This is a genomic window from Nocardioides sp. NBC_00368, from assembly GCF_036090055.1.
Lineage (GTDB): Bacteria > Actinomycetota > Actinomycetes > Propionibacteriales > Nocardioidaceae > Nocardioides.
The window spans coordinates 4,246,027-4,261,264 of record NZ_CP107970.1 but is presented as its reverse complement, the minus strand read 5'-3'; the positions used below and the strand labels follow the sequence as shown (position 1 = coordinate 4,261,264).

Here is a 15,238-nt window from a genome sequence, read left to right as displayed (position 1 = left end):
ACCGACCGTTCGATCCCCGACTACCTGAGGTTGCTACTCATAAGTAACATTGCCCGGGTGACCGAGACTTCGTTCCCCACGACCACACCCGAGGCGTACGCCATCGAGCGTGCCGAAGGCACCAGCTTCACGCTGACCGTGGTCCGTGCGGCGGACCCTGACGCGGCGACGGTGCTCGTGGTGCCGGCGATGGGCATGCCGGCGGGCTACTACGACAAGCTGATCGTGGCCTTCGCCGAGGCCGGCATCAACGTCGGGCGGATGGAGCAGCGCGGCCACGAGGAGCTCGGTGGGCGGGTCGCGGGCTGGGGCTACGACTTCGGCTACGCCGACCTGGTCGACGACATCGCCGCCGCGGTCGACCGCCTCGGCGAGCTGGTACCGGCCGCGGCCGGGGCGACGTACGTCCTCGGGCACAGCCTCGGCGGCCAGGCCGCCAGCGCCTACGCGGCGCTCCACCCCCACCGCGTCGCCGGGCTGATCTACGTCGCGTCGCAGACGCCCTTCTGGCGCAACTACGGCCCGGGTTTCCTGGTCGCCAGCCAGGCGATGGGCCTGATCGGCCGGGTGGTCGGCCACTTCCCCGGCAAGCAGCTCAAGTTCGCCGGGCGCGAGGCGCGCACCCTGATGAAGGAATGGGCCCGGTACGCCCGCACCGGCCGTCTCCGCCTCGGGCGCCCCGCCCGCGACATCACCGCGGAGATGCGAGCCCTGGAGAAGCCCGCGCTGGTCGTCTCGATCGAGGGCGACTGGCTGGCACCCAGCGAGACCGTCGACGAGATCCACCGGCGGATGCCCGGGCTCGAGGTCGAGCGGGTCCACCTGGACGAGCCCGGCATCGACCACTTCAAGTGGGCCCGGAAGCCGGACTCGACGATCGCGGCCGTCCGGGAGTGGCTCGCGCGCTAGTCGCGTACGCATTTCCGCCAACCAGCGGGTCCACCTTTGATGCCGCCCGCGCGGGCCGGTAAGACTCGCCCTGAGACTGCGATCACACACCCCACCGCGGTCTCGGAAAGGTGAGGAAATGCCAGTCTTCGACGACGGCCAGAAAGAGACCGAGATCCCCGAGACCGAGGATGTCGTGACCACCGACGTGCTCGTCGTGGGTTCCGGTCCGGCCGGCGCGTCCGCCGCGCTCTTCCTGAGCGAGCTCGGTGTCGACAACATCATGATCACGAAGTACCGCTGGACCGCGAACACCCCGCGGGCGCACATCACCAACCAGCGCGCGATGGAGATCTTCCGCGACCTGGGCATCGAGGAGCAGGTGCTCGCCGACGCGACGCCGCACGAGCTGGTCGGTGACACCGTCTTCTGCACGAGCATCGCCGGCGAGGAGATCGGCCGCATCCGCACCTGGGGCACCCGCCCGGACCGCGAGGCCGACTACCAGCTGGCGAGCCCGTGCCTGACCGTCGACATCCCGCAGACCTACCTGGAGCCGATCCTGGTCCGCAACGCCACCGAGCGCGGCACCCAGACCCGGTTCTCCACCGAGTACGTCTCGCACGTCCAGGACGAGGACGGCGTCACCACGATCGCCCGTGACCGGTTGACCGGTCACGAGTACAAGATCCGGTCGAAGTTCCTCATCGGCGCCGACGGCGCCCGCACCCAGGTCGGCGCCGACATCGACCTCCCGCTCGAGGGCGCGATGGACATCGCCGGGTCGATGAACATCACGTTCAAGGCCGACCTCTCCGAGCTCGTCGACCACCGCCCCTCGGTCCTCTACTGGGTCATCCAGCCGGGCTCGAACGTCGGTGGCATCGGCACCGGCCTGGTCCGGATGGTCCGTCCGTGGGACGAGTGGCTGATCGTGTGGGGCTACGACATCAACCAGCCGCCGCCCGAGCTGACCGAGGAGTACGCGGTGAAGGTGATCCGCGACCTGCTCGGCATGCCCGACCTGGAGCCGGAGGTGACCGGCTACTCGCTGTGGGGCGTGAACGAGATGTACGCGACCCACGCCCAGAAGGGCCGCGTCTTCTGCGCCGGCGACGCCATCCACCGGCACCCGCCGTCGAACGGCCTCGGCTCCAACACCTCGATCCAGGACTCCTACAACCTGGCGTGGAAGCTCGCCGCGGTGCTCCAGGGCTACGCCGAGCCGTCGCTCCTGGAGTCCTACTCCGCCGAGCGTGCCCCGGTCGCCAAGCGCATCGTCACCCGCGCCAACCAGTCCGCGCGCGAGTTCGGCGAGCTCTTCGAGGCGCTCGGCGTCGTCGGCCTCGAGGGCGAGGAGATGGCCAAGGCCATCGAGGAGCGCAAGGCCAACACCCCCGAGGGTGCCGCCAAGCGCGCCGCCCTGGTCACCGCGATGGAGCGCAAGAACTACGAGTTCAACGCCCACGGCGTCGAGCTCGGCCAGTTCTACGAGTCCAACGCGATCCTCGCCGACGGCACCCGGCCCGCCCCGACCGAGGACGAGGACCTTTACCACCGGATGTCGACCTCGCCGGGTGCGCACCTGCCGCACGCCTGGGTCGGCGACAACGTCGAGAAGCACGCGATGCTCGACCTGGCCCCCTACACGCAGTGGACGCTGATCACCGGCATCGCCGGCGAGGCGTGGGAGGACGCGGCGGAAGCCGCCCGGACGAAGTTCGGGATCCCGCTCCAGACCGTCGTGATCGGCCCCGGCCGGCCGGTGACCGACCTCTACTTCGACTGGGCCAAGCTCCGTGAGGTCGAGGAGTCGGGCGCCCTCCTCGTCCGCCCCGACAAGCACATCGCCTGGCGCGCCATGTCGCTGCCCGAGGACCCCGGCACCGCGCTGGGCGAGGCGGTCGCGACGCTGCTGGGCAAGGCCTGAACGCTCCGGCTGAGCGGGGGAATCTCATGAAGTTCACGCATGAATCGCTGCCGCAGCGGGTCCGCTTCGCCACCGGCGAGGCGCCCGCTGCGGTGGCAGCGGAGATCGAGACGCTCGGGGCAACCCGGGTGATGGTCATCGCCGGCGAGCGCGAGGCCGAGCTCGCCGCCCGGGTGACCGCCGACGTACCGGTCGCGCTGCGCCACGACGAGGTCGTGATGCATGTCCCGGTCGAGGTCGCCGAGAGGGCTCGCGAACGGGCGGCCGAGGCCGCCGTCGACGCGCTGGTGTGCGTCGGCGGTGGCTCGACCACCGGCCTGGCGAAGGCGGTCGCGCTCACCACGGGGCTGCCGATCGTGGCGGTCCCGACGACGTACGCCGGGTCCGAGGCGACCAACGTCTGGGGCCTGACCTCGGGCGAGACGAAGACGACGGGCGTCGATGCCCGGGTCCTGCCGCGGTCGGTCGTCTACGACCCCTCGCTGCTGACCACGCTGCCCGGCGAGATGACCGTCGCCAGCGGGCTCAACGCGCTCGCGCACTGCGTCGACGCGATGTGGGGCCCGCGGGTCGATCCCATCGACCAGGTCAACGCCGCCGAGGGGATCCGCGGACTCGCAGCCGGGCTCCCCCTCGTCAAGGCCGACTCGGAGAGCATCGAGGGGATCGAGCAGACCCTCTATGGCGCCTACCTCGCCGCGGTCTCGTTCACGTCGGCCGGGTCGGGGATGCACCACAAGATCTGCCACGTGCTCGGCGGCATGTTCAACCTGCCCCACGCCCAGACCCACGCGGTCGTGCTCCCGCACGTGCTCGCCTTCAACGCGCCGAACGCCCCCGAGGCGGAGGCGCGGATGGCGGCCGCGTTCGGAGCGTCGAGTGCCGTGGCGGGGCTGGCTGAGCTGCGTAGAACGCTCGATGCGCCGAAGGCGCTCGAGGACTATGGCATGCCCGAGGACGGCATCGCCAAGGCGGTGGCGCCGATCATGGCCGCCATCCCCGACAACAACCCGACCCCGGTCACCGAGGAGAACCTGACCGCGCTGCTGACCGCGGCGTGGGCGGGAGAGGAGAGCTGATGAGCGACGGAGCCGACGTATCGCCGGAGCAGCAGGCGGTCGAGCAGACCCTGGTCGACACCGTGGTCGCGTCCTTCGACGCCTGCGAGGACCCGCGCCTGAAGGAGGTCATGGTCTCGCTGACGCGTCACCTGCACGCCTTCATCCGCGACGTACGCCTCACCGAGGAGGAGTGGGGCGCGGCCATCGCGTTCCTGACCGCGGCCGGCCACATCACCGACGACGTACGCCAGGAGTTCATCCTCCTCTCCGACACCCTCGGCGCCTCGATGCAGACGATCAACATCAACAACGCCGCGTACGCCGACGCGACCGAGGCCACGGTCTTCGGACCGTTCTTCGTGGAGGACTCCCCGGCGATCGAGCTGGGCGGGGACATGGCCTTCGGCGCCCCGGGCGAACCGTGCTGGGTCGTCGGCACCGTCACCGACACGGACGGGAAACCGCTGGTCGGAGCCAAGATCGAGGTCTGGGAGGCCGACGAGGACGGGCTCTACGACGTCCAGCGCGACGCGGGCGCCCGGGCCGCGCGGGCGCACCTGTTCACCGACGCCGAGGGCGGCTACCGGTTCTGGGGGCTGACGCCCACGCCGTACCCGATCCCCGACGACGGCCCCGTCGGCAAGATGCTGGCCGCGGTCGGGCGATCGCCGCTGCGGGCCTCGCACCTGCACTTCATGGTCACCCACGAGGGCTGTCGCACGCTGGTCACCCACATCTTCCCGGAGGGCGACCCGATCGGTTGGAAGGACACCGTCTTCGGGGTCAAGGAGTCGCTGATCAAGAAGTTCGAGCGCCAGGCCGCGGGGACGCCGACGCCGGACGGGCGGTCCCTCGACGGCACCTGGTCGAAGGTGCGCTTCGACATCGTGCTCGCGCCTGCGGGCGCCTGAAACGTCCCTGGCGTGATTCGGGCACAGGGGTGTTGCTCCGACACGTCAGGGACTCTCGGGGACCCTCAGGGGGCCGGACGGACGACGTAGGTGAAGTCCTCGTGGAGCAGGACGTTGCCGGCGGAGTCGGCGATGGTGAGGTGGTCCGTCACCCGGGAGTCGGGTGGGTACGGGTGGTGATAGATCGTCACCTCGGTCCAGGTCCCGCCCTCGGGGATGATCGAGCCGTTCACGTCGAGCCCGCCCGGCGGCGCCGGATGGTCCAGCGTGATCCGCAGGGTGCCGCGCACCCAGCCGTCGGTTCCCTCGGGCGTCAGCACCGGCTCGTTGACCGTGAACCGGTCCCCGGCCCGGAACGGCCGGATCTCCGGCCGCACCTGCATCACCCGGGCCGCACTCTTCCGGTTGCGGGTCGCCCGGATCGTCACGTCGAAAGCAGGCAGCGACCCGGTCGACGGCGCCTTCGTCACGGCCCGGAACGACGCCGTACGCCGCCCGGCCGCGACCGTGATCGTCCCCGGCACGCTGACCCAGGACGAGCTCGAGGAGAGGCTCACGGCCAGCGAGGTCTTGGCGACGCAATCGAGCGTCACCGTGCCGGTGGCGGTCTGGCCGGCGTGGACGTACGCGGGCAGCGCCACGGATGTCGGCACCGGCGTGGGGTAGCACGGCGTGACTGTGCGGACCAGCGTCGCGCGGCGTACGACCTGCCGGTGGACGGCCTTGACCCTGCCGCTGCTGCGGACCGTCGTCGGTGAGGTCCGGACGGTGACCGTGGCCGTGCTCCGGCCCCTGGTGACATAGACGTACGCCGGCACGCGGATGCCGGTGCTCGCCCACAGCAGCACCTGGGTGCGCCTCGGGGTCCGGCAGGTGAGCCGGACCGTGGCGGTGGTCGACGTGCCGCCGGCCACGGTGCCCCTCGCGAGCGTCAGCGACTTCAGTGCCGGCCGACAGGCCGCCTCGGCAGACGGCGTCGTCACCGAGGCAGGGACGGTGACGACCGCGGTGGCCAGGACCATGCCGAGGACGAGTCGGGCGAGACTGCGAGGCATCCTCGGAACGTAGCGAAACCGCCGGCACGTGCTCTTTGCTCGTGCCGACGGTCCCTCAGATCAGGTAGCCCATCTGTCCTGCTACTGCTTGGCGTCGGCCTCGGCCGCGTCGAAGTCGACCTTGAGCGAGTCGAGGATCGAGGTGATGCTCTGCTCGGCCGCCTCCTTGTCGACACCGGCGTCGTGGAGGATCCCGGCGCCGTCCTCGTGCTCGAGGAGGGCGAGCAGGATGTGCTCGGTGCCGACGTAGGAGTGCTCGAGCCGGAGGGCCTCGCGGAAGGTCAGCTCGAGCACCTTGCGTGCGTCGGCGGTGAACGGGATCATCTCGCCGACCTCGCCGTAGGGCTCCGGCGTGGCGGCGGTCGCCACCTCACGGACCGCCTCGAGGGTCACTCCCTGCGCCCGGATCGCGTGGCCCGCGACCCCCTCCGGCTCGGAGAGGAGACCGAGCACGAGATGAGGTACGCCGGTCTCCGCGTTCGCGGCCTTCCGTGCCTCCGCCTGGGCGGCAACCACCACCGTGCGGGCCCGCGGCGTGAACTTCGCGAACCCGGCGTTCGGGTCGAGCGACTGGTCGCCGGCCTTGGGGACGTACTTCTTCTGTGCCGCCTGCTTCGTCACCCCCATCCGGGTCCCGATCTCGGTCCAGGAGGCACCCGAGCGGCGAGCCTGGTCGACGAAGTGCCCGATCAGGTGGTCGGCCACCTCGCCCAGGTGCTCGCCGACCACCATCGCGTCGGCGAGCTGGTCCAAAGGCTCGGACCGAGCCTTCTTGATCGAGTCGATCAAGGTGTCGAGGCGTACGGCCTTGAGGGCAGGGTCTGCATCGCGGGGAGTCATACGTCAACTCTAGGTTGACGACGACCGGGCGTCAACCTTTGGTTGACGACTTGGTCGTCCGCTCCGGCTCTTGCGTGCGTCGGCCATTCTGTCTAGTCTGTCTAGATAGAGGAGGTGTCCCCATGTCATGGCAGGTGCAAGAAGCCAAGCAGCGATTCAGTGAGGTGCTTCGCGAGGCGACTGCTGGCGGCCCGCAGCTGATCACCAAGCACGGCGAGGAGATCGCTGTCGTGCTGAGCATCGATGACTACCGACGGATCGCTCAGCCACGACGGCCACTGTCCGAGTACTTGCTGGATGTGCCCAAGGGCGACGACCTCGATCTCGATCGCGACCGTTCAGATTTCCGAGAGCTTGACCTCGAGGGGCTGGCGTGAGGTATCTGATCGATACGAATGTGGTTTCCGAGCTTCGGAAAAAACGCCCTGACCCGGCCGTCGTCGCGTGGGTGAACGGGCTCGGAGCCGACGAGGTTCACCTGTCCGTCCTGACGGTTGGAGAGCTGCGAGCGGGAGCGGCTCGCCTGGCGGCACGAGGTGACGAGGCCGCTGCGCAGGCGCTGACGGTCTGGATCGAAGGGCTCGTGGAGCAGTACGACGACCAGGTGCTGCCGATCACTGCCGGGGTGGCAGATCGCTGGGGCGAGCTGAACTCGGTGCGACCGCTGCCGGCTGTGGACTCTCTTCTGGCCGCGACTGCTCTCGAGCACGGGCTCACGATCTCGACCCGCAACACCAAGGACTTCGCATCGACGGGGGTCGACGTTCACAACCCGTTTTCTGCCGAGGCTTAGCCGCGAACAGAAGCGGGGCCGGCCATCCCTTGGATGGCCGGCCCCGCGGCGTACGCCGTGCGTCAGTGGGTGGCGTTGGAGATCTGGATCATCTCGTCGCGCGGGACGACCTTGATCCGCTCGCGGCCCTGCGCCTCGCCGAGGGAGCGCTCGTGGTTGTCGAGCTTCTCCCAGCCCTCGATGGTGGTGAACTCGACGCCCTTGCCGGACAGGTGCTCGAGGACCGCCGCGGGCGAGCCGTGCTCGGCCGGCTCGAGCTTGTCGAGGTCGTGGAGGAGGTTGTCGATGGTCTCCTTGGCGTCGGACTTGGTGTGGCCGATGAGGCCGACCGGTCCGCGCTTGATCCACCCGGTGACGTACGTCCCGTTGATGTGCTCGCCGTTGATGCCGAGGACGCGGCCGCCATCGTTGGGGATGACGCCGTTCTCGCCGTCGAAGGGCACGTCGGGGAGCGCCTCGGAGAGGTAGCCGACGGCGCGGTAGACGGCCTGGACCGGGGTGTCGGTGAACTCGCCGGTGCCGGAGACGGTGCCGTCGCCGTTGTATTCGGTCTTCTCGCTGCGCAGCGCGACCACCTGACCGTCCTCGCCGAGGATCTCGACGGGGTTCTGCATCATGTGGATGACGATCTTGTGCGGCTTGCCGGCGCTGGGGGCCTCCATGTACTTCAGGAGGATGTCGGCCACGAGCTTGGTCGCCTTGTGGCTCTGGATCGCCTTCTCGCCGGCCTCGTCGATCTCGAAGCCCTCCTCCTCGACGACGACCTCGACCGACGGGGAGTGGGAGAGCTCGCGCAGCTCCATCGGGCTGAACTTGATGTGGGCCGGGCCGCGGCGGGCGAAGACGTGGATCGTCTTGGCCGGGTTCTTCTTCAGGCCCTGGTAGACGTTGTCGGAGACCTCGGTGACCAGCTGCTCGTCGGCGGGCTTGGCCAGCATGCGGGCGACGTCGAGCGCGACGTTACCGGCGCCGAGGACGGCGACCTCCTCGGCCTCGAGCGGCCACTCGCGGGAGACGTCGGGGTGCCCGGCGTACCAGCTGACGAAGTCGGCCGCGCCGTAGGACTGGGGCAGGTCGATCCCCGGGATGTTGAGCTCCCGGTCGGCCATCGCGCCGGTGGCGAAGATGACGGCGTCGTAGAACCGGTGCAGGTCGTCGAGCTTGAGGTCGGTGCCGAAGTCGACGTTGCCGATGAACCGGATGCTGTCCTGGTTCAGGACACGCTTGAGCGCCTTGATGATCTCCTTGATTCGCGGGTGGTCAGGAGCCACGCCGTAGCGAACCAGGCCGTATGGGGCAGGCAGACGCTCGATGACGTCGACGCGCGCACCAGGGTGCTCCTTCGTGAGGATGTCGGCAGCGTAGATGCCGGCCGGGCCGGCACCGACGATCGCAACGCGGATGTCACGCATAAGGGAGTTCAACCTTCCGTGGAGTACTAAGGCAAGCCTAAAGGGGGTCGTGTAACCCTCCGAATCCGTTCCACCAGGTGGTTACGAGGCCGTACGCGAGTTTCACGCTCAATCCTAGAACGTGTTCTCGTTTTGGGTTGATGAGGGGGAGTGATCTCCAACACGTACGGCGCGTCGTCGAGCCTCCTTCGATGGTGTTCCGGAGATCGCCCGGAGTCAAGGCGGATGTGTCGAGCAGCCGGACCGGGCCGCTGTGAACCACAGCACATAGGACGCACACAGTCTCGCCGTAAGACCACCACAGACCCACGTCCGAACCTCGTGGACATGACCCAACTCCTTGACCCGCCGACGAGACCGGCACCCGAGCCGGCGCCCCCGACCAGCCGATGGCGCCCGACCCCTGAGCGAGCGTCGCTGATCCTTCTGCTCGCCCTGACAGCGGTCGCGTACCTGTGGACGCTGTCGGAGTCGGGCTATGCCAACCAGTACTACTCCGCGGCCGCCCAGGCCGGCGGCGAGAGCTGGAAGGCATGGTTCTTCGGAGCGCTCGACGCGAGCAGCTCGATCACGGTCGACAAGCCGCCGGCCTCGCTGTGGGTGATGGGCCTGTCCGTACGCCTCTTCGGGCTCTCCTCCTGGAGCATCCTGGTCCCGCAGGCGCTGATGGGCGTGGCCACGGTCGGCCTGGTCCACGGCCTCGTCAGGAAGGTCGCGCCGTGGCAGGCGGGGATCGCGGCGGGGGCCTTCACCGCGCTGACGCCGGCGGCGGCGCTGATGTTCCGATTCAACAATCCGGACGCGCTGCTGCTCCTGATGCTGGTCGGTGCCGGGTTCTCGACGCTGAAGGCGATCGAGACCGGCAAGGGCAGGTGGATGGTGCTGGCCGGGGTGCTGCTCGGCTTCGGCTTCCTCACCAAGATGCTGCAGGCGTTCCTGATCATCCCGGCGATCGCGGTCGTCTACCTGATCGCGGGCAAGGGCTCGTTCGGCAGGAGGTTGACCCACGGCATCGCCTGCTTCGTCGCCATGGTCGTCAGCGCCGGCTGGTACATCGCGATCGTCGAGCTCATCCCGGAGTCCTGGCGCCCCTACATCGACGGCTCGACCGGCAACTCGCTCCTCGAGCTGACGCTGGGCTACAACGGCGTCGGCCGACTCAACGGCGGCGACTACGGCGGCCTCGGCAACGCGGGCTTCTCCAGCGCCGCCGGAATCCTGCGGCTCTTCCAGGGTGTGTCCGGCGGGATGGTCTCCTGGCTGCTGCCCGCGGCGCTGCTCCTCCTGGTGACCGGCCTCGTCGTGCTGCGCAATGCGCCCCGCACCGACCTGACCCGCGCCACGCTGATGCTCAGCGGCGCCACGATGCTCGTGACCGGCCTGGTCTTCTCCTTCATGGAGGGCATCTACCACGACTACTACGTGGTCGCGCTGGCTCCGTGGATCGCGATCACCGCGGTCGTCGGCACGGTCGTCATGTGGCGCGAGCGCGACAGCCTCCTCGCCCGGATCACCCTGGCGGTCGCGATGGCCGGCAGCGCCGTGTGGGGCTGGGTGCTCCTCGGGCAGTCGGGCGAGCAGCCGTACGACGCGCTGCGCTGGCCGGTCCTGATCATCGGCCTCGGGCTCGCCGCCGCGTTCGTCCTCGCGGACAGGTTCACCCGCCGGGCCGCGGGCGCGGTGCTCGCGGCGGCAGCCGTGACGCTGGGGATCGGGCCGGCTGCGTACGCGATCCAGACGATCGGCACCGCTCACACCGGCTCGATCGTGACGGCCGGTCCCTACCAGAGCGGGATGGGTGGCATGGGAGGCCGCGGCATGCCCGGTGGTGGCCAGTTCAACGGCACTCCGCCGACCGGCACCCCGCCCAACGGCGCGCCCGGCGGGACGAACGGTCAGGCGAACGGGCAGGCGAATGGGCAGGCGAACGGGCAACCTCAGCAGCTGCCCGGCGGAGACGGCGGCATGCGCGGCGGTGGCGGAATGATGGGCGGCGGCGAGGTCGACCAGGAGCTGGCCGAGGCGGTCAGCACCAACGCCGGCAACTACACCTGGGTGGCCGCGACGATCGGCTCCCAGACCGCTGCCGGCCTCCAGCTGGAGACCGGCGAGGCCGTGATGGCGATCGGTGGCTTCAACGGCACCTCGAACAGCATCACGCTCGAGCAGTTCCAGGAGTACGTCGCCGACGGCGAGATCCACTACTTCATCTCCGGCGGCGGGATGGGCGGCATGCGTGGCGGCGGCGAGACCTCCAGCGCCTCCGAGATCAGCGCCTGGGTGGAGGAGAACTTCACCCAGACCACCATCGGCAACAGCACCGTCTACGACCTGGTCTCGACAGGCTCGACCACCGGGACCGACTCGTGACCGCGGGAACGGAGCTCTCTGACGGCGGGTCGGTCCTCGACGAGAAGCGGCTGCAGACGGCGGTCGACCTGGTGATCCCGGTCTACAACGAGGAGAAGGGCCTGGAGGGAGCCGTACGTTACCTCGACGCCTATCTCCGCCGCCTACCCTACGACGCGACGATCACCATCGCCGACAACGCGAGTAACGACGGCACCTGGCTGATCGCCGAACGGCTGGCCGACGAACTTCCCCGGGTCCGGGCGATCCACCTGGACGAGAAGGGCCGCGGTCGGGCGCTCAAGGCTGCCTGGTCCACCTCACAGGCAGAGGTCGTCGGCTACATGGACGTCGATCTCTCGACCGACCTGCGCGCCCTGGCGCCGCTGCTGGCGCCGCTGCTCTCGGGCCACTCCGACCTGGCGATCGGCACGCGGCTCGCGCACGGCAGCCGGATCCAGCGCGGCCCGAAGCGGGACCTCCTGTCCAAGGGCTACAACCTGCTCCTGCATACGGTGCTGGCGGCGCGGTTCACCGACGCCCAGTGCGGCTTCAAGGCGATCCGCCGCGATGTCGCCGAGCAGCTGCTCCCACTCGTCGAGGACGACAGCTGGTTCTTCGACACCGAGCTGCTCGTGCTCGCCTCCGAGGCCGGGCTGCGCATCCACGAGGTCCCGGTCGACTGGGTCGACGACCCGGACTCCCGGGTCGACATCGCTGCGACGGTCAAGGAGGACGTACGCGGCGTCGCCCGGCTCCTCAGGGGACTCGTCTCCGGGCGGATCGACCTGCGCGAGGTGGTCTCGACAGGCTCGCCGACGGCAGTGCCGGAGGCCCGGAAGAAGGGTCTGCCGGAGCAGCTGGTGACGTTCGCGGCGATCGGGGTGATGAGCACGCTCGCCTATCTGGTGCTCTATCTCCTGCTTCGCGTCTCGGTCGGCGCTCAGGCCGCCAACCTGGTCGCGCTGCTGGTCACCGCGGTCGCCAACACCGCCGCCAACCGCCGGCTCACCTTCGGGATCTCGAGACGCCAGGGCATCGTCAAGCACCACGCCGCCGGCCTGATCGCCTTCGGGCTCGGTCTCGGGCTCACCTCCGGTTCGCTCGCCGCCCTGCACGCGGCGGCTCCGGGCGCTGCTCACACGACCGAGCTGGTCGTCCTCTTCGCGGCCAACGCGACCGCCACGCTGCTGAGGTTCGTCATCCTGCGCTGGGTGATGCACTTCCGGGGATAGGCCCGATCTCGATCAGCTGAACGCCTGAGTCCCGATGACGCCGAGCAGCTCGAGCTTCTCCGCGGCATCGGTGCCCTCAGCGGGAAAGTGGGCGAGCAGCTGGACCTCGTGACCCTCGGTCACGAGCACCTCGCAGCGGACGGTCACCGCGCCGACCCGAGGATGCAGGAACGTCTTCCGGTCGGTGCGGCGTACGCCCACCTCGTGCCGCTCCCAGAGCCGTCGGAACTCCTCGCTGGCGGCGAGCAGGTCCTCGACGAGGGAGGTGACGTCGGTGTCGCCGGAGCGGCGGGCGTACGTCGCGCGCAGATCGCTCACGTGGGCCGCGGAGATGCGTGGCCAGTCCTCCTCCGGCATCGCGCGGAACGCCCGGTCGGTGAACCAGCGCCAGACCATGTTGCTCCCGCGCTCGCCCTCCCCGACGAGATGAGCCAGGAGCAGCTCGGCGAGCGGGTTGAAGAAGACGACCTCACCGAGGTCGGTGCAGATCACGACCGGCAGGTCGGTCAGCCGGTTGGCGAGCGCGATCAGCCCGGGACGTACGTGGCCTCGACGCGGAGGCGGAGTCATCCCGGCCAGGTAGTAGAGGTGGTCGCGCTGGTCCTCGTCGCACTGCAGCGCGCGGGCGATCGCCTTCACCACCTGCGCCGACGGCGCCGAGCCGCGGGCCTGCTCGAGTCGGGTGTAGTGGTCGGTGGAGACGCCGGCGAGGATGGCGACCTCCTCCCGCCGGAGGCCGGGCGTGCGCCGCCGCACCCCGTCGGGCAGGCCGACATCGGCCGGGCGGACGAGCGCCCGGCGCCGGCGGAGGAAGTCGGCGAGGCCGTCGCGGTCGATCACGTCTCCCAGTATCAGGGGGTGGTCGAGCCCCAGCCAGGGAGCGCGAGTCCCTGGATGTGCCCGGCCTGCCGTACGCCCCGATCCGCCCGCACGCTGGAGACATGACGACTTCCAACCTCATGTTCAGCAACAGGCGGCTCGGTGCGACCGGGCCCATGGTGACCTCGCCCGCGCTCGGCGGGATGAGCCTGTCCGGTGCGTACGGTGCCGTGGACGACGCCGACGGCGTCGCCGTGATCCATGCCTATCTCGACGCCGGCGGGACCCTCATCGACACCGGGGACTTCTACGGCGCCGGTCACAACGAGATGCTCATCGCTCGGGCGCTGCGCGAGCGCAGCCGCGACGACGTGGTGCTCTCGGTGAAGTTCGGCGCCCTGCTCACCCCGGTCGGGCTGCCGGTCGGATTCGACGGCCGTCCCGAGGCGGTGAAGTCGTTCCTGACCTACTCGCTGCAGCGGCTCGGGACCGATCACATCGACATCTACCGCCCCGCCCGCCTGGACCCGCAGGTGCCGATCGAGGAGACCGTGGGTGCGGTCCACGAGCTGGTGGAGGCGGGCTACGTACGCCACATCGGGCTCAGCGAGGTCAGCGCCGACACCCTGCGGCGGGCCGCCGCGGTGGCCCCGATCAGCGACCTGCAGATCGAGTACTCCCTGCTCAGCCGTGAGATCGAGACCAACGGCATCCTCGACACCTGCAACGAGCTGGGCATCGGCATCACCGCCTACAGCGTCCTCGGCCGCGGCCTGATCGGCGGCAGTGGCGCGCTCGGCGGTGCCCTCGCGCACATGCCGCGCTTCCAGGGCGACAACCTCGACCACAACCGCGCCCTGCTGGTCACCCTGGAGGAGATCGCCGCGGCCAAGGGAGTCACCCTGGCGCAGCTGGCGATCGCCTGGGTCGCGGCCCGCGGCGAGCACATCGTCCCGGTCATCGGCTCGCGTCGGGTGAGCCAGGTCGAGTCCATGGCCGGGGCGAACGCCGTCGAGCTCGACGAGGCCGACCTCGCCCGCATCGACGCCGCGGTGCCCGTCGGTGCCGCGCGCGGCGATCGCTACCCCGCCCAGTTCATGGACCAGCTCGACAGCGAGCGGCCGGCCGCGGGCTGATGCGCGGGTCAGGCGGTGGGATCGGTCGCGCGCCAGCGCAGCGGATCCTCCGCGGACTCCTCGACGACGTGCGCCGCGAGGCCGACCGTACGGCCCACCTGAAAGAACACCTCCGCCGCGGCGTCGGGCAGATCGCAGGTGAGGATCAGCGCGGCGAGGGCTCCGTCGATGTTGGGGCGGCGATCGGTGCGCGCGGCGATCGCGTCCAGGTGCGCCAGGATCGGCGCGGAGCCGTCGACGAGCGCGAGCCGAGCGAGGATCGCATCGGCCCGCGGATCACCCTCGGGATGGCGCCAGTGCCCGAAGCCGGGCACGGGGCTGCTCGGGTCGGCCGGCGGGCCGTCCCGCAGCGCGGCGAGAGCCGACCGGCCGATGCCACCGTGCAGCTGACCGGAGAGCGTGGCGTACCCGGCGACCAGGCAGTCGTACGCCGAGGCTCGCGCCGAGGCCGCGACCCGGGCCGCGACCACCGAGGCGGCCAGGCCGTGGTCGACGAGCGCGACCAGCGTGGTGTTGAGCGTGGCGACCTCCCGAGGGCCTCCCGGACGCCCGGCGACGGCGGCGAAGATCGTCTCGGGCGTCGGTCGGTCCCGGTCGGCGCGGCCGCGGAGCGCGAGCGGTGCCGCCCGGAGCAGGCCCTTGGCGACGCCGGCAGCCGCGGCCGGCCCGACCCACTCGCCGTGGGACCCCGCCCACTGCGCCAGTGCGGGGAGCCGGCGGTCGAGCGGCAGCGCAGCCAGGTGGGCGGGGACCTCGACGGCCACCGAGGGGGTTGGGCCCAGGACGAGATCGGCCACCTCGTCCAACCG

The 15,238-nt window shown here is 70.2% G+C and carries 14 protein-coding genes; 9 read left to right on the top strand and 5 right to left on the bottom strand.

The window, feature by feature from the left end; translation table 11 throughout:
* Positions 1–57 precede the first annotated feature (57 nt).
* From OG984_RS20275 to OG984_RS20260, 4 genes are all read left to right on the top strand, one after another.
* Positions 58–909 (top strand): alpha/beta hydrolase family protein, encoded by an 852-nt coding sequence (locus OG984_RS20275; RefSeq protein ID WP_328527999.1) that lies wholly within the window; start codon positions 58–60, stop codon positions 907–909.
* 118 nt (positions 910–1,027) lie between these two features.
* Entirely contained in the window at positions 1,028–2,818 is a 1,791-nt protein-coding gene (locus OG984_RS20270; RefSeq protein WP_328527998.1) for an FAD-dependent oxidoreductase, read from the top strand.
* A gap of 26 nt (positions 2,819–2,844) precedes the next feature.
* Positions 2,845–3,897 carry a maleylacetate reductase gene (locus OG984_RS20265; RefSeq protein ID WP_328527997.1) on the top strand — a complete coding sequence of 351 codons (1,053 nt, stop codon included), beginning with the start codon at positions 2,845–2,847 and terminating at the stop codon, positions 3,895–3,897.
* On the top strand, positions 3,897–4,790 hold the full coding sequence (locus OG984_RS20260) for a dioxygenase family protein (protein ID WP_328527996.1): 894 nt from the start codon (positions 3,897–3,899) through the stop codon (positions 4,788–4,790). Before OG984_RS20265 ends, OG984_RS20260 begins: the two co-directional genes overlap by 1 nt.
* Positions 4,791–4,855: 65 nt before the next feature.
* On the opposite strand, the gene OG984_RS20255 is transcribed toward OG984_RS20260, so the two are convergent.
* Together OG984_RS20255 and OG984_RS20250 are read right to left on the bottom strand one after the other, a co-directional pair.
* On the bottom strand, positions 4,856–5,845 hold the full coding sequence (locus tag OG984_RS20255; protein WP_328527995.1) for a hypothetical protein: 990 nt from the start codon (positions 5,843–5,845) through the stop codon (positions 4,856–4,858).
* A gap of 81 nt (positions 5,846–5,926) precedes the next feature.
* The gene (locus tag OG984_RS20250) at positions 5,927–6,685 is read right to left on the bottom strand and encodes a Clp protease N-terminal domain-containing protein (RefSeq protein ID WP_328527994.1); all 759 of its coding nucleotides are present in this window, start codon (positions 6,683–6,685) and stop codon (positions 5,927–5,929) included.
* A 122-nt stretch (positions 6,686–6,807) separates the two neighbouring features.
* On the opposite strand from OG984_RS20250, the gene OG984_RS20245 reads away from it, so the two are divergent.
* Both OG984_RS20245 and OG984_RS20240 read left to right on the top strand, forming a co-directional pair.
* Positions 6,808–7,062 (top strand): type II toxin-antitoxin system Phd/YefM family antitoxin, encoded by a 255-nt coding sequence (locus OG984_RS20245; RefSeq protein ID WP_328527993.1) that lies wholly within the window; start codon positions 6,808–6,810, stop codon positions 7,060–7,062.
* Positions 7,059–7,478 (top strand): type II toxin-antitoxin system VapC family toxin, encoded by a 420-nt coding sequence (locus tag OG984_RS20240; protein WP_328527992.1) that lies wholly within the window; start codon positions 7,059–7,061, stop codon positions 7,476–7,478. Before OG984_RS20245 ends, OG984_RS20240 begins: the two co-directional genes overlap by 4 nt.
* A 62-nt stretch (positions 7,479–7,540) precedes the next feature.
* On the opposite strand, the gene OG984_RS20235 is transcribed toward OG984_RS20240, so the two are convergent.
* Positions 7,541–8,890, bottom strand: coding sequence for an FAD-dependent oxidoreductase (locus OG984_RS20235; RefSeq protein WP_328527991.1), 1,350 nt, complete (start codon positions 8,888–8,890; stop codon positions 7,541–7,543).
* A 327-nt stretch (positions 8,891–9,217) separates the two neighbouring features.
* Here OG984_RS20235 and OG984_RS20230 point away from each other — a divergent pair, with 327 nt between their 5' ends.
* Both OG984_RS20230 and OG984_RS20225 read left to right on the top strand, forming a co-directional pair.
* Positions 9,218–11,260: an ArnT family glycosyltransferase gene (locus OG984_RS20230; RefSeq protein ID WP_328527990.1), complete on the top strand. Its 2,043-nt coding sequence runs from the start codon at positions 9,218–9,220 to the stop codon at positions 11,258–11,260.
* Complete coding sequence (locus tag OG984_RS20225; RefSeq protein WP_328527989.1) at positions 11,257–12,474, top strand: glycosyltransferase; 1,218 nt, start codon at positions 11,257–11,259, stop codon at positions 12,472–12,474. Before OG984_RS20230 ends, OG984_RS20225 begins: the two co-directional genes overlap by 4 nt.
* Before the next feature lie 12 nt (positions 12,475–12,486).
* Here OG984_RS20225 and OG984_RS20220 read toward each other — a convergent pair whose 3' ends face one another.
* Positions 12,487–13,314 carry a helix-turn-helix transcriptional regulator gene (locus OG984_RS20220; RefSeq protein WP_328527988.1) on the bottom strand — a complete coding sequence of 276 codons (828 nt, stop codon included), beginning with the start codon at positions 13,312–13,314 and terminating at the stop codon, positions 12,487–12,489.
* 101 nt (positions 13,315–13,415) lie between these two features.
* Between OG984_RS20220 and OG984_RS20215 the strand changes: the two genes are divergently transcribed.
* Complete coding sequence (locus OG984_RS20215; protein WP_328527987.1) at positions 13,416–14,429, top strand: aldo/keto reductase; 1,014 nt, start codon at positions 13,416–13,418, stop codon at positions 14,427–14,429.
* Between the two features lie 8 nt (positions 14,430–14,437).
* Here the strand turns inward: OG984_RS20215 and OG984_RS20210 are convergent, their stop codons facing one another.
* Positions 14,438–15,226 carry a citrate/2-methylcitrate synthase gene (locus tag OG984_RS20210; protein ID WP_328527986.1) on the bottom strand — a complete coding sequence of 263 codons (789 nt, stop codon included), beginning with the start codon at positions 15,224–15,226 and terminating at the stop codon, positions 14,438–14,440.
* Positions 15,227–15,238 lie beyond the last annotated feature (12 nt).

Excerpts from the sequence above, each read along its gene's own strand:
- OG984_RS20270 (WP_328527998.1), top strand. The coding sequence starts at position 1,028 with ATGCCAGTCTTCGACGACGGCCAGAAAGAGACCGAGATCCCCGAGACC.
- OG984_RS20265 (WP_328527997.1), top strand. The coding sequence starts at position 2,845 with ATGAAGTTCACGCATGAATCGCTGCCGCAGCGGGTCCGCTTCGCCACC.
- OG984_RS20260 (WP_328527996.1), top strand. The coding sequence starts at position 3,897 with ATGAGCGACGGAGCCGACGTATCGCCGGAGCAGCAGGCGGTCGAGCAG.
- OG984_RS20255 (WP_328527995.1), bottom strand. The coding sequence starts at position 5,845 with ATGCCTCGCAGTCTCGCCCGACTCGTCCTCGGCATGGTCCTGGCCACC.
- OG984_RS20250 (WP_328527994.1), bottom strand. The coding sequence starts at position 6,685 with ATGACTCCCCGCGATGCAGACCCTGCCCTCAAGGCCGTACGCCTCGAC.
- OG984_RS20245 (WP_328527993.1), top strand. The coding sequence starts at position 6,808 with ATGTCATGGCAGGTGCAAGAAGCCAAGCAGCGATTCAGTGAGGTGCTT.
- OG984_RS20235 (WP_328527991.1), bottom strand. The coding sequence starts at position 8,890 with ATGCGTGACATCCGCGTTGCGATCGTCGGTGCCGGCCCGGCCGGCATC.
- OG984_RS20230 (WP_328527990.1), top strand. The coding sequence starts at position 9,218 with ATGACCCAACTCCTTGACCCGCCGACGAGACCGGCACCCGAGCCGGCG.
- OG984_RS20215 (WP_328527987.1), top strand. The coding sequence starts at position 13,416 with ATGACGACTTCCAACCTCATGTTCAGCAACAGGCGGCTCGGTGCGACC.